This window comes from Seonamhaeicola maritimus (assembly GCF_008056315.1).
In the GTDB taxonomy this organism is placed as follows: domain Bacteria; phylum Bacteroidota; class Bacteroidia; order Flavobacteriales; family Flavobacteriaceae; genus Seonamhaeicola; species Seonamhaeicola maritimus.
This window is the reverse complement of sequence record NZ_VRKQ01000024.1, coordinates 34,670-55,724: the sequence shown is the minus strand read 5'-3', so window position 1 is coordinate 55,724 and position 21,055 is coordinate 34,670. Positions and strand designations below refer to the sequence as shown.

General features: G+C 32.1%; 17 protein-coding genes. 3 read left to right on the top strand and 14 right to left on the bottom strand.

Features of this window, described 5'->3' with window-relative positions:
• Window positions 1-27 precede the first annotated feature (27 nt).
• The 3 genes from arsB to FUA22_RS18070 all read right to left on the bottom strand — a co-directional run bounded on the left by arsB (window position 28) and on the right by FUA22_RS18070 (window position 3,107).
• Complete coding sequence (gene arsB, locus FUA22_RS18080; RefSeq protein ID WP_147770011.1) at window positions 28-1,074, bottom strand: ACR3 family arsenite efflux transporter; 1,047 nt, start codon at window positions 1,072-1,074, stop codon at window positions 28-30.
• Between the two features lie 147 nt (window positions 1,075-1,221).
• Window positions 1,222-1,542 carry a YtxH domain-containing protein gene (locus FUA22_RS18075; protein WP_147770010.1) on the bottom strand — a complete coding sequence of 107 codons (321 nt, stop codon included), beginning with the start codon at window positions 1,540-1,542 and terminating at the stop codon, window positions 1,222-1,224.
• A gap of 401 nt (window positions 1,543-1,943) precedes the next feature.
• Window positions 1,944-3,107: an immunity 26/phosphotriesterase HocA family protein gene (locus FUA22_RS18070; protein WP_147770009.1), complete on the bottom strand. Its 1,164-nt coding sequence runs from the start codon at window positions 3,105-3,107 to the stop codon at window positions 1,944-1,946.
• Window positions 3,108-3,303: 196 nt separating this feature from the next.
• Here FUA22_RS18070 and mazG point away from each other — a divergent pair, with 196 nt between their 5' ends.
• The gene (gene mazG / locus FUA22_RS18065; protein WP_147770008.1) at window positions 3,304-4,077 is read left to right on the top strand and encodes a nucleoside triphosphate pyrophosphohydrolase; all 774 of its coding nucleotides are present in this window, start codon (window positions 3,304-3,306) and stop codon (window positions 4,075-4,077) included.
• Window positions 4,078-4,261: 184 nt separating this feature from the next.
• On the top strand, window positions 4,262-4,561 hold the full coding sequence (locus tag FUA22_RS18060) for a GIY-YIG nuclease family protein (RefSeq protein ID WP_147770007.1): 300 nt from the start codon (window positions 4,262-4,264) through the stop codon (window positions 4,559-4,561).
• 178 nt (window positions 4,562-4,739) lie between these two features.
• Here FUA22_RS18060 and FUA22_RS18055 read toward each other — a convergent pair whose 3' ends face one another.
• The 11 genes from FUA22_RS18055 to FUA22_RS18005 form a co-directional block, all read right to left on the bottom strand.
• Window positions 4,740-6,767 carry a DUF349 domain-containing protein gene (locus tag FUA22_RS18055; RefSeq protein WP_147770006.1) on the bottom strand — a complete coding sequence of 676 codons (2,028 nt, stop codon included), beginning with the start codon at window positions 6,765-6,767 and terminating at the stop codon, window positions 4,740-4,742.
• Window positions 6,768-6,876: 109 nt separating this feature from the next.
• Window positions 6,877-7,617 carry a shikimate dehydrogenase family protein gene (locus FUA22_RS18050; protein ID WP_147770005.1) on the bottom strand — a complete coding sequence of 247 codons (741 nt, stop codon included), beginning with the start codon at window positions 7,615-7,617 and terminating at the stop codon, window positions 6,877-6,879.
• Entirely contained in the window at window positions 7,614-8,633 is a 1,020-nt protein-coding gene (locus FUA22_RS18045; RefSeq protein WP_147770004.1) for a DUF368 domain-containing protein, read from the bottom strand. The genes FUA22_RS18050 and FUA22_RS18045 overlap by 4 nt, the downstream gene beginning before the upstream one ends.
• Window positions 8,633-9,556 (bottom strand): DUF368 domain-containing protein, encoded by a 924-nt coding sequence (locus FUA22_RS18040; RefSeq protein WP_147770003.1) that lies wholly within the window; start codon window positions 9,554-9,556, stop codon window positions 8,633-8,635. Before FUA22_RS18040 ends, FUA22_RS18045 begins: the two co-directional genes overlap by 1 nt.
• Before the next feature lie 55 nt (window positions 9,557-9,611).
• Window positions 9,612-11,000, bottom strand: a complete 1,389-nt coding sequence (locus FUA22_RS18035) for a tetratricopeptide repeat protein (RefSeq protein ID WP_147770002.1) — start codon at window positions 10,998-11,000, stop codon at window positions 9,612-9,614.
• Between the two features lie 156 nt (window positions 11,001-11,156).
• On the bottom strand, window positions 11,157-12,338 hold the full coding sequence (locus FUA22_RS18030) for an aspartate aminotransferase family protein (protein ID WP_147770001.1): 1,182 nt from the start codon (window positions 12,336-12,338) through the stop codon (window positions 11,157-11,159).
• 4 nt (window positions 12,339-12,342) lie between these two features.
• Window positions 12,343-14,550, bottom strand: coding sequence for an OstA-like protein (locus FUA22_RS18025; protein WP_147770000.1), 2,208 nt, complete (start codon window positions 14,548-14,550; stop codon window positions 12,343-12,345).
• A gap of 111 nt (window positions 14,551-14,661) precedes the next feature.
• Complete coding sequence (locus FUA22_RS18020; protein WP_147769999.1) at window positions 14,662-15,936, bottom strand: adenylosuccinate synthase; 1,275 nt, start codon at window positions 15,934-15,936, stop codon at window positions 14,662-14,664.
• Between the two features lie 10 nt (window positions 15,937-15,946).
• Window positions 15,947-16,399 (bottom strand): Fur family transcriptional regulator, encoded by a 453-nt coding sequence (locus FUA22_RS18015; RefSeq protein WP_147769998.1) that lies wholly within the window; start codon window positions 16,397-16,399, stop codon window positions 15,947-15,949.
• 26 nt (window positions 16,400-16,425) lie between these two features.
• Window positions 16,426-18,645 carry a RelA/SpoT family protein gene (locus tag FUA22_RS18010; RefSeq protein WP_147770064.1) on the bottom strand — a complete coding sequence of 740 codons (2,220 nt, stop codon included), beginning with the start codon at window positions 18,643-18,645 and terminating at the stop codon, window positions 16,426-16,428.
• A gap of 76 nt (window positions 18,646-18,721) precedes the next feature.
• Complete coding sequence (locus FUA22_RS18005) at window positions 18,722-19,294, bottom strand: non-canonical purine NTP diphosphatase (protein WP_147769997.1); 573 nt, start codon at window positions 19,292-19,294, stop codon at window positions 18,722-18,724.
• A 146-nt stretch (window positions 19,295-19,440) separates the two neighbouring features.
• Between FUA22_RS18005 and FUA22_RS18000 the strand changes: the two genes are divergently transcribed.
• Complete coding sequence (locus tag FUA22_RS18000; RefSeq protein WP_147769996.1) at window positions 19,441-21,015, top strand: tetratricopeptide repeat protein; 1,575 nt, start codon at window positions 19,441-19,443, stop codon at window positions 21,013-21,015.
• Window positions 21,016-21,055: the final 40 nt, after the last annotated feature.

Sequence of the window (21,055 nt, the reverse complement as noted above, 5' to 3'; positions counted from 1 at the left end):
TGTATTGAATTGTAAATATGTATCGTCTTAAGCGGTAGCTTTTCCATAATATTTTTTCCGTAGCCAAAATGAAACTCTAACTAACAAAATAAGCGCAGGAACTTCAACTAAAGGACCAATTACACCAGCAAACGCTTGTCCAGAATTTAATCCAAAAACTGCTATTGCAACTGCAATTGCTAATTCAAAATTATTACCTGCAGCAGTAAAAGCCACAGAAGCTGTTTTGTCATATTCGGCTCCCATTGCTTTGGTAAAGAAAAAGCCAATTATAAACATTAGCGTAAAATATACTAAAAGCGGTATAGCAATTATTAAAACGTCCATTGGTATCTCTACAATCAACTCACCTTTTAAAGAGAACATTACAACAATTGTAAATAACAAAGCAATAAGTGTTAATGGTGAAATTGTAGGAATAAATTTTTTAGTATACCATTCTTCTCCTTTTAATTTTACTAAAATAAGTCTGCTTAAAATTCCCATTACAAACGGAATACCTAAATAAATAGCTACACTTTCGGCTATTGTTCCAATAGAAATATCTACAATAGCGCCTTCAAATCCAAAATAGGGCGGAAGAATTGTTATAAAAATCCAAGCATAAAAACTGTATGCAAACACCTGAAATATACTATTTAGAGCAACTAATCCTGCACCGTATTCACTACTTCCTTCTGCAAGATCATTCCAAACCAAAACCATAGCAATACAACGTGCTAAACCAATTAAAATTAACCCAACCATGTATTCAGGATAATCTCGTAAAAATGTAATGGCCAAAACAAACATTAAAACAGGACCAATTATCCAATTTAAAATGAGTGAAATAGAAAGAATTTTTGTGTTTTTAAAAACCTTAGGTAATAATGAATAATTAACCTTTGCCAAAGGCGGATACATCATTAAAATCAAACCAGTTGCAATCGGAATATTTGTTGTTCCGCTACTAAAAGAGTTTATAATATCCGGGAAACTTGGAATAAAATAACCAAGTCCAACCCCAAGAGCCATTGCTACAAATATCCAAAGGGTTAGGTTTCTGTCAAGAAAACTTAATTTTTTTGAAGCCACTTCTATGAGTTTCTTAGTGAAAAAGGTAAAACATAAGGTTTTACAATAATCATTTATTAATACATTCCAATATTACAATTAGTATTTTTAATGCGCAATGATATTTTTCACCTGCGGGCCAAAAAAATCTATTAAATTTTAATACAATTAACTAGTATGCTGATACGTTTTGTTCTTTTCTTTTAACGTAGCCAATTGCTTTTCTAAAAATGTAATGGCTTGCTCAGTTTTATAACTGGCTTTAGACCTAAAGTCTTTAAAATCTTCGTTAAATTTTTCCTTACCAGATTTTGCAGCCTTATTTACATCTTCTTTAACCTCTTTAAAATCTTCGGTTATCTGGTCTTTTATGTCCTTACCTTCTTTTTTAAGCTTGTCTCTGGTTACTTTACCTTTTTCAGGTGCTAATAACACACCTAATCCGGCACCAACCAATAAGCCCAAAACTATGGCTCCTTTATGAATCATGTTTTTTTCTTTTTAATGTTAAACTTGTTTTACTTTATTAGTAGTAAAAATTACTAATCTGTTACAAACAAATTCAGTGCCAGACATTTAGAGTAGTTTTCTATATGATAAAATTGTTTTGGGCGTTCCCCTATTGGGTCGGGCTTTCCACTATATCTTTTTAAAACGTCATTCTGAGGGAGGTACGACTGTAAGAATCTGTTAAATTCAAGTCACAAAGCCATTTTTGTTTCCTTGTAATTTAAAAAGGATGCCGCTGCAATCCCTAACGCGTGTGTTTGCTAGTAAAAGTTTTAAGCTAAAACTATTTTAGTTTTTGGAAGGTTCGTTTAACGGTTTATGTATGCGGCGTGGCGGCGTTTAGCCGACATGAACGACATACACTTTGTTACAGCTCGTTTTTATTCATTTCGTTCTAAAAAATATTCCGATTCATCAATCCCAAACTCTTCGAGAAGTTCTTTCCTGACTCTTGTGTTAATTGGATTTCTGAGGTCTTTTTTCATCTTATAAATTTTCTGATTCCAATATGGTTTATTGCTATTCTGCTTAATACAATCAATAATCGTTTGCCTATCTATATCTAACTGAAATCCTATGCTGTTTTTGGAATATGGGTTACTGATATTATAACTGGATGATTCTTTTGGAACTAATTCATTTATCCCTTTTAAATGTTTATCGTATAAACTTAAAGATTTTTGTTTATGGATTATTCCCCATTGCAAATATACCTCTGGAGAGGCATACAATACTCTGCCATATGATATTGGAAAATCTATTTCGTTTTTAGGAATTTGGAAGTTCCCAATAATTGAATATTCTCCGTAAAAAATATGATTATCAAAAATATATTGACTTGGAGTAGTTTTTAATCCCTTTAGAAAATTTATATCTTTTTTGATTCCCTCGCTTTTGTAATGGAAAATTCTAATTACAAGAGGTTTACCCATTATATTACTCAATCCATGATTATCTGGAAGGGTCTTTCGAAGTTTATCTATTCTCTCTATTACTTGTCCATAACCGTAATTATTTCTGTCAACCTTGAATGCAAATACATCCCCATTCTTTGATTTAATATTTTTCCGTTTTGCTGCCTTAAAGACTTCAATTTGTCTTTTATTAAATTCAGTAGTTTCATCAATGAATTTCTTCAACCAAAATTTGAAATCCTTAATTGTTGGCAGTATAATCGATTCCATTTTTGAGGAATAGAATGTTGTTTGAGTTGCATAACTCGCAATTGTAAAATTTTCTAATTCATAACTGAAATAAACTCCTTTTGGGGTTAATTTTTCGAATGTTGAAGGAGTTAACTTCTTTTCTTTTCCTCTACTTGTTTTAGGAAGTAAATACTTTCTTTCTCTTGTTAAATCATCATATTGATATTCTTTGTAGGAGTTTTCAGTTGATATTATATGCCTTTTTATCGTTTCGTTCTTAAAAACTAATACACTATCTGGTCGATATTTGTCTCCTTTAAATTCAACATAATCCCAATCTGGGTTGATTGGTTCAAGTCCTAAATATTGTCTTTCTGTATTTGAAAGTTGGTATTTCATTTTTTTAATGAGCTGTAACTTAGGGATATGCGTCGTTTTAATGACTTATATCCGACGTTAAACGAAGTTAGCAAAATTTTCGTACAAAATCAAGTAAATCAAGGGCTGTCTGTAGTTTTATAAGTGAGTTGTTTTTTGAATAAATTATTTCCAATTCAAAACATCCAAAAACCCTATTTTTACAAAAACTTCAAATATGAATTCCAGACAAGACCAGCTTAAAGCTTTTGATAGATTGTTAACCGTTATGGATGAGTTGCGTGAGCAATGTCCGTGGGATAAAAAACAAACTATGGAAACGCTTCGTCATTTAACCATTGAAGAAACCTATGAGTTGGGAGATGCTATTCTTGATAACGATTTAGAAGAGGTTAAAAAGGAATTGGGTGATGTTTTACTACATATTGTATTTTACTCTAAAATAGGCAGTGAAACCAATGATTTTGATATAGCTGATGTATGTAATGAAATATGTGAAAAACTAATTAGCAGACACCCGCATATTTATGGCGATGTTGAAGTTAACGATGAAGAAGATGTAAAACGCAATTGGGAAAACCTAAAACTTAAAGAAGGTAAAAAAAGTGTATTAGAAGGGGTGCCTAAAAGTTTACCAGCTTTAGTAAAAGCCAATAGAATTCAAGAAAAGGTTGCCGGTGTTGGTTTTGATTGGGAAAAACCAGAACAAGTTTGGGAAAAGCTGCAGGAAGAACTGGCTGAATTTCAATATGAGGTTAAAGTGGGGAATAAAGACGCTATGGAAAGCGAATTTGGAGACGTTATGTTCTCTATGGTAAATTATGCACGCTTTTTAAATATAAACCCGGAGAACGCTTTAGAACGCACTAATAAAAAGTTTTCTAAACGGTTTCAGTATCTGGAGTCTAAAGCCAAGACTCTAAACAAACCACTTAAAGACATGACCCTTGCTGAAATGGATGTATTTTGGGAGGAAGCTAAAAAATTATAACGTCATTCTGAGCGAGGTACGAGCGTGAGAATCTGTCAGTTCAACTAACTAAATTTTAGTTTATGATTTAAGAGATTGCCACGTCACTTCGTTCCTCACAATGACGTAATATTTGTTGTGTTTCGTCATTGTGAGCTTTAGCTAAAAGCGTGAGAAACTGTTTAATCAATTGTTCATATTAATTATGAAGCAATCATATGTTTATATAATAACCAATAAGAACAATACGGTTTTATACACTGGAGTTACAAGTGATTTGGTGAAGCGGATGTATCAGCATAAATCAAAAACTTTTAAAGGTTTTGCTGCCAAATACAATTGCGAAAAATTAGTCTATTTTGAAGCTTTTGATTCTATAGAAATGGCAATTGGAAGAGAGAAGCAAATTAAAAAGTACAAAAGGTTTAAGAAGATTAACCTCATTGAGAAAGAGAATTCAGGATGGAACGATTTGTCCGATGGGTGGCTTTTTTACTTTGATTAGTGTTTAATATAGTGAGATTGCCACGTCACCGCGTTCCTCACAATGACGGCATATTTGTTGTATTGCGTTATTCTTAGCGAGGTACGAGCGTAAGAATCTGTTAAATGAATAGAATATATTCCTAAAACAAAAGAGATTGATATGTCAATAAGTTCTAAAAAATGATAAAATAGGAAGTTTAATAAAACTCTTTAATTTTTTTTAGTTTGACTTTCCAAAGTTTTAAAGACTCTTTGTGTGCTTTAATGTTTTGATGAACTTCTTTAACAACCGGATTATCATCTTCAACATTAGTAAAGAATTCTAAGTTATTCTCTAGCTGATTAATTTTACCTTTTAACTCATCAATCTTTTTACGAATAAAAGAGCGTTCATTATCAAGATTTCTAGTATCTTCAGTAGAATTGATGTTATCAAGTTTATTTTCAAACTTAATCATTTCAACTTCGTCTTTATCCATCTTTAAACCAGAAAGTAGTTCATCAATCGTCTTTTGGAATTTACCTTCTATATAACGCTTGTCATTAGGAATTCTGCCAATAGATTTCCATTGATTGATATATTCTTTAATGGTGTTGATACCCGCTTCCTTATCGTCATCTAATTTCAGATCTTTTAAGGTATTCAATAGCTCATTCTTTTTATTAAATGCCTCAAGAGTTTCTTTGTTGGCGGCATTTCTAGTAGCATGAATTCTATCAAAATAGTAGTTACAGGCCGCCTTAAATTGCTTCCATATTTTATCACTGTCTTTTCTAGGAACATGACCAATTCTTTTCCAATCGCTTTGAATTTTTTTCATCAAAGGGGTTGTTACATTAAAATCTTCACTTTCCTTATTGTCTTCAGCTATTTTAATCAACTCCAGCTTTTTCTGAAGATTGGTGTACTGTTCTTTCTTTAAATCTTTATAAAAGGCATTCTTTTTTCTGTTAAAAGTTCTAACAGAATCTTTGAATTTAGCCCAAGTACTTTCATTTACTTTAATAGGAACTTTTCCAGCATTAAAGAAGTCATTTCTTAAGCTTTCAATTTCTTTTATTTTCTTTTGCCAAATATTATGAGAGTGACCATTTTCTGCATTTACTGCATCTATTTTAGCAATTATTTCAAGTTTTTTATCAAGATTTTTTTCGTAAACTTTATCAATCTCTTTAAAGTAAACCTGACGTTTATCGTTTATTATTTTGGTGGCCGCTTTAAACTTTTCCCATATAACCTCTCTATGTTCTTTTCCAACAGGTCCAAGCTCTTCCTTCCACATTTTGTGCAGCTCCTGTAACTCTCTAAAAGAACCTAAAACATTATCATCTTGTGCCAATTCTTCGGCGCGTTCAATGATTTTTAATTTCTTGTCAAGGTTATGTTTAAAATCTAAATCACGTAAATCTCTATTGAGGTGAAGAAAATCATAAAACATTTCTACATGGTGATGATAACTATTCCATGCATTATTGTATTTATCACGAGGAATCGGTCCTGTGTTCCTCCAACGCTCTTGTAATTCTTTAAAGTGCTTATAAGTAGTATTTATATTTTCTTCTACATTAATTAAACCCTTTAACTCTTCAATAATTTCAAGCTTTTGAACTAAATTATCTTTTAGATTTTTCTCTAAATTTTGATAGTGATCATTAAGGAGTTTTCTATAATCTCTATAAGCAGCCTTAAATCTTTTTTGAACAGGAGAGGAGTAATAGAAATCTATTTCATTGCCACCGTCATTTATGAAATCTTGTTTTTTCTCGTCAATTAAAGCTTGGAATTTAGCTTTAAAGACACCATTTATTTTATCAACATGAGACCTTATTGCCTGAATTTTTTCGTTTTTTAAAAGCTTCTCTAATTCAATAGCTAAAGCTTCTAAAGACATGGTGTCATATTCTTTTACAGTAATGGTATGTCTTTCCTTATTACCCTCGTCTTCAGCATCTTCGGCGTTAGATTCTTCAATTTCATTTATAACCTCATCTTCCTCTGATTTTTCAGTTGATTCAGCTGCTTCATTTTCCTCATTACTTTTATTAGCTACTTCTTCAACAGTATCATCAGCCGTAGCTTCTGCTTCAACAGGCTGCTCTTCAAGCTGAGGTTCATTAGTTTCTAATGATTCGTTGTTAGCTAAATCTGTTCTTTCAGTAGTATTAGCGTTTAAATTATTCTTATCAACTTCCTCTGCGTTTGGCACGTTACTAATATCAGACATTTTAAAAAATGTTAAGGTTCAAAATAGAATTGTTCAGTCATTAAAGATACTAACAACTATATATATTTACAAAGATAGATGGGTGTTTTAACTATTTAGCAAACGTTTCTTACTTTAAATTCCAGATAGACCAAGCTTTTTCTGCTTGTAACTCTAGCATTTTAAGTCCGTTAATAGTAATAGCGCCATTTAATTTACCTTGTTTTAAGAATTTTGTTTCTTCAGGATTGTAAATTAAATCGAACAAAATGTGTTTATCAGTAATGCCTTTATAAGGTATGTTAGGGCATTGTTCAATATCAGGAAAGGTCCCCAAGGGTGTACAGTTTATAATAATGGTGTTTTTAGCAATAACTTTTTCTGTTAAGTCATCATAAGTAAAACCAATATTTTCACCCGGTCTTCTTGATACATTTTTATAGGTTATTCCCAGTTCTTTTAAAGTGAAAGCTATTGCTTTACTGGCACCACCAGTACCTAGAATTAAGGCTTTTTTGTGATGTGGTTTTATGTGTGGTTTTATAGATTTTTTGAAACCGTAACAATCTGTATTATAACCAACCAGTTTACCTTTTTTAGTTATTCTAATGGTGTTTACTGCACCAATCTCTTCTGCTTTTTTATTTATTTTATCAAGAAAAGGCATTACAACCTCTTTATAAGGAATAGTTACATTCATGCCTTTTAAACCTTCGATATTCTTTACAATTGAAGGAAACAAATCAATAGATTCAATATCAAAATTTTCATAAGAAGTATCTGTAATCTGTTCTTTTTCAAATTTAGATTTGAAATAGGTTCTTGAAAATGAATATGAAATGTTTTTTCCTAAAAGGCCTAGTTTGTTCATGACTTTACTTTTCTTGTTTTTTGTCCGTACCATTCAAGGGCCAAAACTATTAAAATTCCAACAACTATAAAACCAATTGCTAAATAGGTTTCTCCACTTAAGTCTGGCATAAATCGTTCATAATTCTCTATGATTTTTTCTCCTCTAGAATCTAAAATAAAACTTCCATCAGTAGCTGTTTTATGGATGGTTCTTTTCCAAGGCCACACAACACCTAAAGACCCAATGATGAATCCCATCAATAGAGAAAGTGTAATGTTTCTGTAATGTTTTAAAACATAGTTTAGTATATGAGAAAAGGTTACCAATCCTGCTACAGAGCCCAAAGTGAAAACCCCAAGAACTTTTAACATTCTTATTCTTTCTGCATTTGCGGTAAACGAAAAATCGCCTGAAAACACATCAAAAATAGTATCATATAAGGCGTTCACAGAATCTACTAATAGCAAAACGTAGTTACCCATTAGTATTAAAATAAAAGAACCCGAAAACCCTGGAAGTGTCATTCCTGATACACTAATTATTCCACAGAAAAAGACAAATAAGAGATTGTCATTTTCGGTTGCGGGGTCTAGAAAACTAATACTGATACCTATAATAATTCCTTTTACAAGAAAAAGAAAAGTTTTAGTACACCAATCTTCAAAATCTTTACTTATATAATAAATAGAGCCTATTATCATTCCAAAGAAAACACTCCAAACATGCAATTCATAATGGATTATGAGGTAGTCCAATATTTTAGAAACACTAAAATAACTAATAATCATTCCTGAAAAAAGAAGACAAATAAAGACACCATTAATATATCTGAAGAAACTTTTAAAACGACCATTGATTAAAAGTTTAAAGGCTTTACCGTTAAATTTTTGAAGCGAATAAATAAACTCTTCATAAAATCCTGCAACAAAAGCCACAACACCACCAGACACCCCAGGAACTTTATTGGCAGCACCCATGCCTAGGCCTTTTAGGACTAGAAATATTTTGTCTCTAAATCTTCTGGTACTTTGCATTATTGTTTTTTAGAACCTAATTTTTCAAGAATGAAAATGGTGGCAAAACCAAGAATTATTAAGCAAACTGCAATGGCCAATTGATTATCTCCTTCAAAAGAAAGAGGGGAGATGCTTTCTTCTAAAAAAGGAACTTGTTCTCCTTTAGAATTTGTTCTGAACGATAGAACTTTTTTCCAAGGCCAAATTTTGTTTAATGAGCCTAAAATAAACCCTGTTAAAATAGCCAGTGTTAGGTTGTGATAATTTTTAAATAACCATTTTAAAAGTTTTGAGAATAACAATAAACCAACAATGGCACCCAAACCTATAATTAAAATAGTTTTTATGTCTTTATTATTTAGAGCTTCTAAAACGGGTTGATAGGCCCCAAGTAAAACTAAAATAAAAGCTCCCGAAATACCGGGTAAAATCATGGCGCAAATAGCTAAAGCTCCTGCAAGAAATAAAAATAAACTTCCAGAATTAGAACTTGCTAATGAAGGAATAGTTGTAATATAATAGGCTACTAATGCCCCCGCAATTAAGCCAATAATAATTGGAATATTCCATTTTTTTATTTGCTTTCCTATAAAAATAATACTTGCTAAAACAAGTCCGAAAAAGAAAGACCATATCAATATGGGATGATGGTGCAATACCCATGCTAACCCCTTGGAAAGAGATAAAACACTTATTCCAATACCAACGAATAAAGCCAATAAAAAGTTGCCGTTTAATTGACTCCAAGCAGCTTTAAAACCTTCGTTTTTTAAAGTCTTAAAAAGTGAAAAATTGATGTTGTTTAGTGAGGTAATTAACTCTTCGTATATACCAGAAATAAAGGCTATAGTCCCACCAGAAACGCCTGGAACAACATCGGCAGCTCCCATGGCTAAACCTTTTAAAGAAATAATTAAATAATCAGAAAAACGTCTTTGCATTAATTCGGTTTTTAAGCGAAAACCAAAGGTATGCAATTTAACTTAAGGTTTTAAATTATAAATTTTGTTTTAGTAGGTTTCTGACAAGTATTCTATTTGAAACTTTAGGGAAAAGTTCTTCCAAAATAAAAGAGTACTCATTGTTATATTTAAGCCCGTTTTTTAAATGAAACTTGCCCTTTTCATTTTCATTAAGTAAGAAATATAATCCTGCAAGTCTATACTCAATTTCTGCATTTTCTGGATAAAATTCATTGGCTTGTTCAAAATTGTAAATTGCTGCTTGTGGTTCGCCAAGTTTAATAAGTAAGTCACCTCTAGATAACCAAGTATTTAACTCATAATTACCTAATTCCAGAGTTTTTTTAAAGCCTCTTTCAGCTTCTTCAAAAAGATTTAGTCTTTGATTAATGTGAGAGTATAGTTTCCAGTATGTGACATTTTCAGCATCAATATTAATAGCTTTGTTTATATAATAAAGTGCTTTTTGATAATTTTTCTTTTTATTGTAAAACTTTGTGATGGCTATCCATCCTTTGTCTAGTAAAGGGTCTTCATGGACCGTTTTATAATAATATTGTACTGCTAAATCATCATTTTTTAATTTCTCATAGCACGATCCGATGCGTAACAGCGCAAACGAAGTGGGTTCGTCAAGTTTTAAAGTAATACTATAATTCTCAATGGCATCTTCGTAACGGTTTAATTTCTCTAGTACTTTACCGCGTTCTAAATAGGCGCCAACAAATGTGTCATCAGAAATTATTGCGAAATCATAAGCGGTTAGTGCCTTCTCATAATTTTTTAAGAACATGTATTGTTTACCTAATTGATGCCATGCTACTTCACAATATGGGTTTTTGTCTAAAAACACATTTAAATATGAGATAGCATCTTCATTCTGATTTAAAAACTCAAAACAATAAATGATGTTATATAGAGCAGAATAATCTTGTAAATCTGCTTCTAAACATTTCATGAAATAGGTTTTGGCCTCTTCATACTTGTCTAGGAATAGGTATTCCATTCCAATCAAAGAGTACAAATCAACCAAGTCATCAGTTAAGGTAAGGGCTTTTTTTAAGACATCAATAGCTTTTTGATGTTGGTCTTTTTTTGATAAAACATTAGCTTTTTGAATGTAGATTTCTTCATTCGTTGGGTCTAAGCTATAAAGTTCGTTTAATAGGGTATCTGCGTCTACAAGTTTGTCTTCAAAAACATAAACTTCAACTTTGAATAGCCTTAAATTAATAGAGGTTGGATGTTGATCCAACCCTAGTTTAATGGCCTTTTTAGCTAAAGCAATTTTTCCTTGATTTAAATAGTGATGGATGATGTTTTCGAATTCTTCAGAATCGAAGAACAATATATGATTTGTTTTTAACATCGATTCAAACTTGGTAAGAGGCAAATTGTTGTTGTCGTTATGACTAAACTCCATAAGCACATTAGTAAGTGTTCTACTTTAATAAATTTAAGCTTCTATTTGCTTTATTTTGTTAAGCAACCTAAATGTTTTTAACAAAGTAATGAACAGATGAAACTTTAATTAATAAGAGTGTTTTGAATTGATAATCAGAATATTGGTTATGAAAGTTTATTGCTGTATAGAATTTAAAACACCAATAATTACGGAGCAGCCTTTAATAATTTCATCATTTGAAATGGTTAATGGCGGAGTTATTCTCACTGCTTTTAGTTCAAAAAGAAGCCAGAAGAGTATTAACCCTTGGTCCTGAGAATTTAAAATTAAAGCGTTTGCAATTTCGGCAGAGTCTGTTATAATAGCTAGCATTAATCCCTTTCCTCTTATTTCTTTTATAAGAGGATGGATTAATAACTTTCGAATAAGCTTTTCTTTTTCTAATGCTTGCTCCATTAAATCACTTTCTGTTATTTCTTTTAATGTAGCTAAAGCGGATGCTGAAATAACTGGGTGCCCACCAAAAGTGGTAATATGCCCTAATTTGGGATTGTCCATTAATAAATCCATCAATTTACTAGAAGCAGTAAATGCTCCAATTGGCATTCCTCCTCCTAGGGCCTTACCAGTTACTAAAATATCAGGAATGCAATTATAATGCTCAAACCCAAAAAGCTTACCAGTTCTTCCAATGCCAGGTTGAATTTCATCTAAAATTAAAAGCGTTCCAGTTTCATTGCATCTTTGTCTAACCTTGTGTAAATAATCATTTTTTGGTTCAATAAAACCTGCACCACCTTGAATTGTTTCAAGAATAATACAAGCCGTTTTCTCGGTTATTTGAGGTAAATCTTTTTCAGAATTGAACTCTATAAATTTTACATCAGGAAGTAGTGGTCTAAAAGCTTGTTTCCGTTCTTCAAATCCCATGACGCTCATAGAGCCCAAAGTATTACCATGATATCCTTTATTAGCTGCTATAATTTCACTTCTTCCTGTTGCTCTTTTAGCTAGTTTTAATGCACCTTCAACGGCTTCAGTACCTGAATTGGTTAAATAAGTTTTCTCAAGTGACTCTGGAAGTTTTTTAGCCAGTAGTTTTACCAATTCTACTGCTGGTTTTTGGATATATTCACCATAAACCATAACATGCATATACTTATCAAGTTGTTCTTTTATGGCGTTTACAACTTTTGGGTGACTATGCCCTAAAGAACAAGCAGATACTCCAGCAACAAAATCTAGGTAAGCTTTATTTTTTGCGTCGTATATAAATGAACCAGTAGCATGCGAAATTTCCATTGCCAACGGATGTGGTGTTGTCTGTGCTTGGTATTTAAGGAAGTCTGAGGTCATCGTTTTATTCATCAAATATCTTTACTAGTTCTGCTTTCCAAAACTGGACACTTTCCGAAGAATTAATTTGATTAATAATTACTTTAATTTTATTTCCATCATCTTCTTTTGAACATGTAATTGAATGTTCCGTCCATTTAGAATTTAGTTTTATTTCCAAAGATTCATAAGTTGTATCATCTCCTCCACCTTCTTGAAGCCAAATCTTCATTGTCCCTTCTCCTTTAACCCATACTGTCATTTTAAAAACTCCTTTATATTTTGAGACGAATTGAGCAATAAAAGCTGTATTTGGTTTTATAGCCTCTATTATTGAGGCTGTTTTGGATTGATCAGGAGCTAAAGTAGCATTTCTCAATATTTTGGTATTAGATTTATACCAATAATTTGATTCTAAATTATCAGGAGATTTTAATAAATTTTCAGGTTTATAATCGTTTGAAATTACATTCGAAGTTGTCTGCTGGAATGGGGAAGTGTTATCGGGGTTGATAAATGGATTATGTTTGATGTTTTTTGGTGCATGCCCACCAGCTTGACTAATCCGTTCCAATAATTCCAAATCAAAAAAATCATCTTGTGGAACATAATCTTCAAGCCCTTTTATAATAGGTAATTCTAAAGGAGGATCATCTTTAAATAAATCTTCTATACTATTAAGACGTTCTTCTTCTCTCCAATCAAAGCCTCTTAGCAGTTTATCCCTTTCATCATATTGTGATTCCGGAGATAAGCTTCCATCTACTTGATTTAATCTTGTATATTCTTCAATGCCTTCTTCGGCAAAGAGAATGGATATACTTCCAGATTTAGCTTTGTCAATACCAATTAATTCTTGTTGGTCATTTCTGGCGTAAAATATAGATTCTGCATTTTGGGTTATATCTACTTGACGAAGTTTGTTTTCGTCATTAAACAAACCTTTTAACCTCATTCCGAAGATTTGATTGAAACCTGTTTTACTTATGGTGTCTTTACTTATAATAAAGGCATTTTCGAAAACTAAAAGTGAATCAATTTTTTCTGAATCAGGATTGGAGATTAAATGAATTGTGTCTCCGGTCATTTGGTTTTCTAGATTCCAAAGAATAGGTTTCCGTGCTGTAGAGAACCTGTCATTAGATCCTAATTTATTTAAATTGATTAGCTCTGTAATTCCGGTTTTTTGATTTGAATGTATTGAATCTGATTTCCCACTTAAATCAGATTTGTAAATTTTAGCGTTATAGAATGCCCTAATAATTCTGTTGTCCGGTTTACCTGTTACCATAATTTTATCGGCATGCATATAAATAGAGTCATTCTCTTGAACCGTGATTGCTAAGGCTCTTTTGGTGATAAAAACAGAATCTTTTTCTTCACCTTTAAATACTTCCGCATAATGTCCTTTAATAATACTATGGTTTATGGTATCAGTTACTTTAATATTATTTGTGGCTGATGCAAAGTCTTTAGTTGTATCAAAATAAAGACTATCACCTTCAATAATTCTATTATCGTAGTCGATTCTTGCATTTTTCAGCGCATAACCAACTTCAATTTCAGAATCATAAAACCCTTTTTCACAATAGGTAGTACTCTCAGGAGTTGTAATAGTTGAAGGTCCAAATAAAAAGGCTTGCCCAGTATCTGAATAGAAATCAAAAAAGTTAGATTTTATGGTGGTACTATCGTTAACTAAAACTACATCTTCAACAAACTTGAACTTATTTTCTTGCATGTAGTGCCTTCCAATTTTACTAGTAATAGTAGTAGTTGAATCTTTAACAACTGTTCCTCCACTTTTATAAAAAGCTTCTTGTCTTAATCTATCAAAATACAGCGTATCTGATGAAACTGTGGTTTTAGGGTCTTGTAAAATCACTTCACCTCTAGCTAAAGCTAATTGCGTTATACCGCTATATTCCACATACTTAGAGGTCATGTTAACGGTGTCCGCTTGTTTCATCCTTACATTTCCATAAGCCTCAATATAGTTTTCTTTACCATAATGAATGGCTCTATCACACCACATTTCTATGCTCTCATGGGTTATATGTACTTGTTGAGAATCATCTCTTGTCAGAATTCTAGCTCCTGGATGCTTCTCTTCATCAACATTAAGTCTTCCAGCATATTTTATTTCAATTTTCTTTTTCTCTTGAGAATATAAATTTGGTGTTGAAATGAAACCTATAAAAAACAAAAAGAATATAAGGTGTGCTTTGTTCAAAATAAAAATGTTTGAGGCAAAAATAACGATAATTATAATGTATGATTATTTAAAAAACGAAAAACGCTTCAAATTATTTTGAAGCGTTTTTTATATTAAATTCTAAAGTGTTTACTTGGTGAATATAGTTTGTTTTCTATCTGGACCAACTGATACTATTGTAATTGGAATTTCTAATTCTTTTTCTAAGAAATCAATATAATCATTTAATTCTTTTGGAAATTGAGTAGCTTCAGTCATTTCAGTTAAATCTTCTTCCCATCCGTTCATTTCAGTATAAACTGGCTCAACATTTTCTGGCTCTATATTATAAGGTAAATGTTCAATAATTTCACCTTTATATTTATAGGCAGTACATACTTTTAAAGTTTTAAAACCAGAAAGCACATCACCTTTCATCATATTTAGTTGTGTAACACCATTTACTTGACAAGCATACTTAAGGGCAACTAAATCTAGCCATCCGCAACGTCTTCTTCTTCCTGTTGTTGCTCCAAACTCATTTCCTACTTGTCCCATTGTTTCTCCATCTTCATCAAATAGCTCTGTTGGGAATGGACCGGAACCTACACGTGTAGTATATGCCTTAAAAATACCGAAAACTTCACCAATCTGGTTAGGAGCAACACCTAAACCAGTACATGCTCCGGCAGCAGTTGTGTTACTTGAAGTTACAAATGGATATGTTCCAAAGTCAATGTCTAAAAGAGAACCTTGTGCACCTTCCGCAAGAATTGTTTGTCCAGATTTTTGCGCTTGATAAACGTACTCCTCAGAATCTATAAATTTTAAAGATTTTAAAACATCAATTGCTTTAAAAAAATCAGATTCCAATTCTTCTAAATCATATTCAATATCAACATTGTAAAAATCAATCATAGACTCATGCTTATCAGCTAAAGTTCTATAACGTTCTTTCCAATCTGATAACTCCAAATCACCAACTCTAATGCCATTTCTACCAGTTTTATCCATATAAGTTGGACCAATACCTTTAAGCGTAGAACCAATTTTAGCTTTTCCTTTTGAAGCTTCACTTGCAGCATCTAACAATCTGTGAGTTGGTAAAATTATATGCGCTTTTCGGGAAATTAGAAGAGATTTTCTGTAATCAACATCTTGTTCTTCCAATTTATCAAGTTCACCTTTAAAAATCACAGGGTCAATTACTACACCGTTACCTACTAAGTTGGTTGCGTCATCATGAAATATTCCTGAAGGAATCGTATGTAAAACATGCTTTTTCCCGTTGAAAACTAAGGTGTGTCCTGCGTTAGGTCCACCTTGAAAACGTGCAATAATATTATAGTTTTTAGTTAGTACGTCAACAATTTTCCCCTTGCCTTCGTCTCCCCATTGTAGTCCTAGTAGTAAATCTACTGCCATTGTAAATTAATTATTTGGTTGATTTTCTATTTCCGTAGAAATAAAGTGAATGGTTATTAATTTCGATATCGAAAACTTCTTCGATAGTTTTTTTTATTGATTGAATTCTTGGATCGCAAAACTCGATAACTTCACCGGTATCAGTTAAGATAACATGATCATGTTGTTTATCGAAATATGATTTTTCATAATGTGCTTGATTTTGACCAAACTGATGTTTTCTAACTAAACCACATTCAAGAAGTAATTCTATAGTATTATAAAGCGTAGCACGAGAAACTCTATATTTTTTATTTTTCATATTAAGATATAGAGACTCTATATCAAAATGTTCTTTGTTATTATAGATTTCTTGAAGTATAGCGTAGCGTTCGGGTGTTTTACGATGTCCGTTGCTTTCTAAAAAGCTGGTAAATACACTTTTAACTATCTCTTGATTCTTAGTATCTGTCTTCGCATTCATAATTGCGTCGCAAATTTACACTTTTTTTACACTCTAGTAACCTTATCTATACCATTAATTTTTTTAAGTTTCTCAATGAGCTTTTTTATAATGGTGTTGTTCTTTACAACCAGGTGGATTTTTCCTGAAAAAAGACCGTCATCACTTTCAAAACTTAGCGTCTTCATGTTCACATTCATATTAGATGAAATCACTTGAGTAATTTCATTAACAAGCCCAATATGATCGATACCCGAAATAGCAATTTTTGCTAAAAATTCTGTTTGAGATGAATCAACCCATTTGGCGGTCATGATTCTATAGGCATAATTAGATTGTAAACTTACTGCATTAGGGCAATTCTTTTTATGAACTTTAATGCCATCAGAAACCGTTAAAAACCCAAATACTTGATCACCAGGAATAGGGTTACAACAATTTGAAATTTTATAATCTAATTTTTCTTCTTCTCTACCAAAAACAAGTGAGTCATAGTTAGCTGTAACTTCTTCTTTTTCAATATCCTCTTTACTAACAGTAGCCTTCCTTTTAATTTTGTTTTTAATAAAACTCATTAAGGCATTACTTCTAGAAGCAGCAAAGTTTTTAAGCATAGAATTGTCTATAGTTCCTATGCCAACTCTATAAAATAAATCTAAACTTGTTTTAAGTTTGAAGAAGTTAACAAGCTCATTAATAGATGCCTCATTAAGAGTTATTTTAAGTTGCTTAAGCTTTCTTCTAAGAATTTCTTTGCCTTCTTCACCAATACGTTTTTTATCTTCTCTTAGCGCTGATTTTATTTTACTTCTAGCTCTTGCAGTGGATGTGTAATCTAGCCAGTTTGAATTAGGTTTAGCACTTTCAGAAGTTAATATGTCTACTTGGTCACCACTCACTAATTCATGACTTAGTGGAACTAGTTTTCCGTTAACTTTAGCTCCTCTTGTTTTCATCCCAACCTCAGTATGAATACTAAATGCAAAATCTAAGGCAGTTGCTCCTTTTGGTAAAGATTTTAAGTCACCCCGAGGTGTGAACACAAATATTTCTTTTGAGTAAAGGTTTAACTTGAATTGCTCTACAAAATCTACAGCATTAGTTTCTGGGTTTTCAAGGGCTTCTTGTAGTCTGTTAATCCAAGTTTCTAGGTTGTCTTCCTTTTCATTGCCTTGTTTATATTTATAATGAGCAGCATAACCTTTTTCGGCTATTTCATTCATACGCTCACTTCTTATTTGTACTTCAACCCAACGACCTTTTGGTCCCATTACAGTAATATGCAGAGCTTCGTAACCAGTAGATTTAGGTGAAGATATCCAATCTCTCAACCTAATAGGGTTTGGTCTAAAATGATCAGTAACTATGGAATATATTTTCCAAGCAAAGAACTTTTCATTTTCTATATCACTTTTATAAATTATTCTTATGGCAAACTTGTCATATACTTCATCAAACGAAACTCCTTGATTCTTCATTTTCTTTTTAATCGAAAAGATAGACTTCGGACGTCCCTTAATAGTATAATCAAATTGTTCTTTATCTAAGGATTTTTGAATAACACTACTGAACTGTTTAATGTATTCATCTTGTTCTTCTTTACTGTCTTTAATTTTACTTAAGATGTCTAGGTAAACATCGGGTTCTGTGTATTTTAACCCTAAATCTTCAAGTTCAGTTTTAATGTTATACAATCCTATTCTATGAGCCAATGGCGCATATATGTACAGCGTTTCAGATGCTATTTTTTCCTGTTTATCCGGACGCATAGAGTCCATTGTCTGCATATTGTGAAGGCGGTCGGCAATTTTAATAATGATAACTCTAACATCATCATTAAGGGTAAGCAGCATTTTCCTAAAGTTCTCTGCTTGTAAAGACACATCCATGTCTTTTTCTTTACTCAAAGAGGATATTTTGGTAAGTCCATCAACAATTGTGGCAACTGTTTTTCCGAAGCGTTTTTCGATGTCCTTAACAGTGTATTCAGGACTGTCTTCAACAACATCATGTAATAAAGCTGCAGCAATTGAGGTGCCATCTAAACCAATTTCTTGGGCAACTATTTTGGCAACCGCCAGAGGATGAAAAATATATGCTTCACCCGATTTTCTACGTTGGTCTTTATGACCATCCATAGCAACTTCAAAAGCACTTCTAATTAATTTTTTATCATCATTAGAAAGGGTTGTATAACTTACCTGTAATAGTTCTTTGTAGGCTCTGGTTATGGCTGCATTTTCAATTTCAATATCTTCCGCTGTCATCATAGATTAAAAGTAACATAAAGAATATTAACAGCCAACAAGATGGCTGATTTTTGTAAGGCTATTTACTATAGGTTTAAGAATTTAAAAAATCGACTAATTGTTTAACTGCCTTTCCTCTATGACCAATTCTATTTTTTAAACTCAATTCCATTTCTGCAAAGGTTTCTTTATAATTATTTGGTTTAAAAATGGGGTCATAACCAAAACCCTTTTCCCCATATTTGGTTTTAGTAATGAATCCTTCGCATATTCCTGTGAATGTTTGTAGTTTGTTGTTTATGCATAGAGCAATAACTGTTTTAAACTGTGCATTTCGGTTTTCTACATTTATTAAATCATCTAACAGTTTATTTATGTTGTCTTGCGCATTTCTTTGTACCCCTGCAAATCTTGCCGAATATACTCCTGGAGCACCGTTTAAAGCATCAACTTCAAGCCCAGTATCATCTGCAAAACAGTTATAACCATAATTAGTTTTTACGTATTCAGCTTTTTGTTTTGCGTTACCATCTATGGTGTTTTGGGTTTCCGGAATATCTTCAAAGCAGCCAATATCTTTTAAACCTAAGAGCTTAATATGCTTAGGTATTAATGCCTGTACTTCTTTAATTTTATTAGAATTATTAGTTGCAAAAACAAGTTCCATAAAAGTCATGTTGTTTAAATTAAAAGCAAAAGTATATAAATACTTGTTTAAAGTGAAGTTTTAATATAGTTTGAAATTTTAACTATCTTTAGACAGAACACTTTCCCAATCCAACCATGTTTTTCTTTTTAATTTAAATTATTAGTATGCAAAGAATTTTATTTTTTTTGATAGTTATTGTAGTTGTTTCTTGTAAGAAAGACAAAAAGAAAATAGATTATTTGGGAGTTGTTAATTTAGAAGTAAGCGGAAATGAAAATGCTATACCACACTTTGAAAAAGGTCTGTTGTTACTGCATAGTTTTGAATATGAAGATGCCAGAGAAGCATTTTTAAAGGCTCAAGAAATTGATTCTACCTTGGCCATGGCTTTTTGGGGAGAGGCAATGACTTTTAATCATGGTTTGTGGAGAGGACAAAATTATGAAGAAGGATATGCTGCAGTTCAAAAAATTGGTGAGCTAAAAGAGACAACTAATCTAACTTCATTAGAAAGAGATTTGTTAGAGGCAGTCGAGCTATTGTATAAGCCAAAGACGCCAAAAAATGAACGTGATCAGGATTACATGAAATACATGAAAGCACTTAACAGTAAGTATCCAGATAATCATGAGGTGGCGGCTTTTTACGCTTTGTCTTTATTGGCTTCAGCATCAGAAGGAAGAAATGACTCTATTTATGGTTTAGGGGCTGATATTGCGAAAAAAATTCTAAAAGAGAATGCTAAACACCCAGGTGCATTACATTATTTAATTCATTCTTATGACGACCCAGATCATGCTGAGTTGGCACTTGATGCAGCAAATTCATATTCTAAAGTGGCGCCGGATGCAAGTCATGCATTGCATATGCCATCACATATATTTGTGGCTTTAGGAATGTGGGATAGAGTTATTGCTTCTAATATTGACTCTTACGGAGCAAGTGTAAATAGAATGAAAGCAAAAGAACTTGATAATGATGCTAGAGGGTATCACGCTTATCATTGGTTGGAATATGGATACCTGCAGAAGGAAGAATTAGAAAAAGCAGAAAAAATGGTTTTTGATATGCAGACCTATTCCAGAGAAACACCGTCAAGAAGGGCAAGAGTCCATCTTCTGTTTTTAAAAAGTACATTTTTAGCTGAAACAGACCTTTGGGATCATGATATAGCAAATATTGAAATTGATGATTCTGGCTTTAATATTAGCCTTAAAGCAAAAAAATACTTTCTGGAGGGGATGAAAGCTTTCAAAACCAATAATAAAAAACAGATAGATTTTGTGATTGATAGTTTGAGTGCTAAGATTAAGGGTGAAGCTTTGTTAATGCAAAATATTGAGAGTGGATTTTCTGTATGTGCTTCTGTTAATAGGTCAATGCCTAGTGAATCGGATATTGATGAGTCCGAAGTATTCAAATTACAACTAATGGCATTACGCTCTTGGATGCACAATGATTTAAAAAAGGCTAATGACCTTTTAGCAGAATCAGTTAGTTTAGAGGATAAATTAAGCTATAGTTATGGTCCGCCATCAATTACCAAACCCACAAAAGAATTGTATGCTGAGTTTCTTCTATCTCAAGGAAGGTATGAGGAAGCTGTTCAAATGTACAAGGGTGCCTTGAAAAAAGGACCAAAACGATTAGTGCCATTAAAAGGAATTAAAAAAACTGCTTTACTGTTAAAAGATGACGCCTTAGTAAAAGAAGTTGATTTAGAATTGAATAGCATTTGAGAGGGAATTTAAATTATCAATTATAGTATAGTTAATTTTT

What these genes read in the sequence shown, in the direction of transcription:
- FUA22_RS18075 (WP_147770010.1), bottom strand. Translation starts at nt 1,542, where the DNA reads ATGATTCATAAAGGAGCCATAGTTTTGGGCTTATTGGTTGGTGCCGGA.
- FUA22_RS18070 (WP_147770009.1), bottom strand. Translation starts at nt 3,107, where the DNA reads ATGAAATACCAACTTTCAAATACAGAAAGACAATATTTAGGACTTGAA.
- mazG (WP_147770008.1), top strand. Translation starts at nt 3,304, where the DNA reads ATGAATTCCAGACAAGACCAGCTTAAAGCTTTTGATAGATTGTTAACC.
- FUA22_RS18060 (WP_147770007.1), top strand. Translation starts at nt 4,262, where the DNA reads ATGAAGCAATCATATGTTTATATAATAACCAATAAGAACAATACGGTT.
- FUA22_RS18055 (WP_147770006.1), bottom strand. Translation starts at nt 6,767, where the DNA reads ATGTCTGATATTAGTAACGTGCCAAACGCAGAGGAAGTTGATAAGAAT.
- FUA22_RS18050 (WP_147770005.1), bottom strand. Translation starts at nt 7,617, where the DNA reads ATGAACAAACTAGGCCTTTTAGGAAAAAACATTTCATATTCATTTTCA.
- FUA22_RS18045 (WP_147770004.1), bottom strand. Translation starts at nt 8,633, where the DNA reads ATGCAAAGTACCAGAAGATTTAGAGACAAAATATTTCTAGTCCTAAAA.
- FUA22_RS18040 (WP_147770003.1), bottom strand. Translation starts at nt 9,556, where the DNA reads ATGCAAAGACGTTTTTCTGATTATTTAATTATTTCTTTAAAAGGTTTA.
- FUA22_RS18035 (WP_147770002.1), bottom strand. Translation starts at nt 11,000, where the DNA reads ATGGAGTTTAGTCATAACGACAACAACAATTTGCCTCTTACCAAGTTT.
- FUA22_RS18030 (WP_147770001.1), bottom strand. Translation starts at nt 12,338, where the DNA reads ATGACCTCAGACTTCCTTAAATACCAAGCACAGACAACACCACATCCG.
- FUA22_RS18020 (WP_147769999.1), bottom strand. Translation starts at nt 15,936, where the DNA reads ATGGCAGTAGATTTACTACTAGGACTACAATGGGGAGACGAAGGCAAG.
- FUA22_RS18015 (WP_147769998.1), bottom strand. Translation starts at nt 16,399, where the DNA reads ATGAATGCGAAGACAGATACTAAGAATCAAGAGATAGTTAAAAGTGTA.
- FUA22_RS18010 (WP_147770064.1), bottom strand. Translation starts at nt 18,645, where the DNA reads ATGACAGCGGAAGATATTGAAATTGAAAATGCAGCCATAACCAGAGCC.
- FUA22_RS18005 (WP_147769997.1), bottom strand. Translation starts at nt 19,294, where the DNA reads ATGGAACTTGTTTTTGCAACTAATAATTCTAATAAAATTAAAGAAGTA.
- FUA22_RS18000 (WP_147769996.1), top strand. Translation starts at nt 19,441, where the DNA reads ATGCAAAGAATTTTATTTTTTTTGATAGTTATTGTAGTTGTTTCTTGT.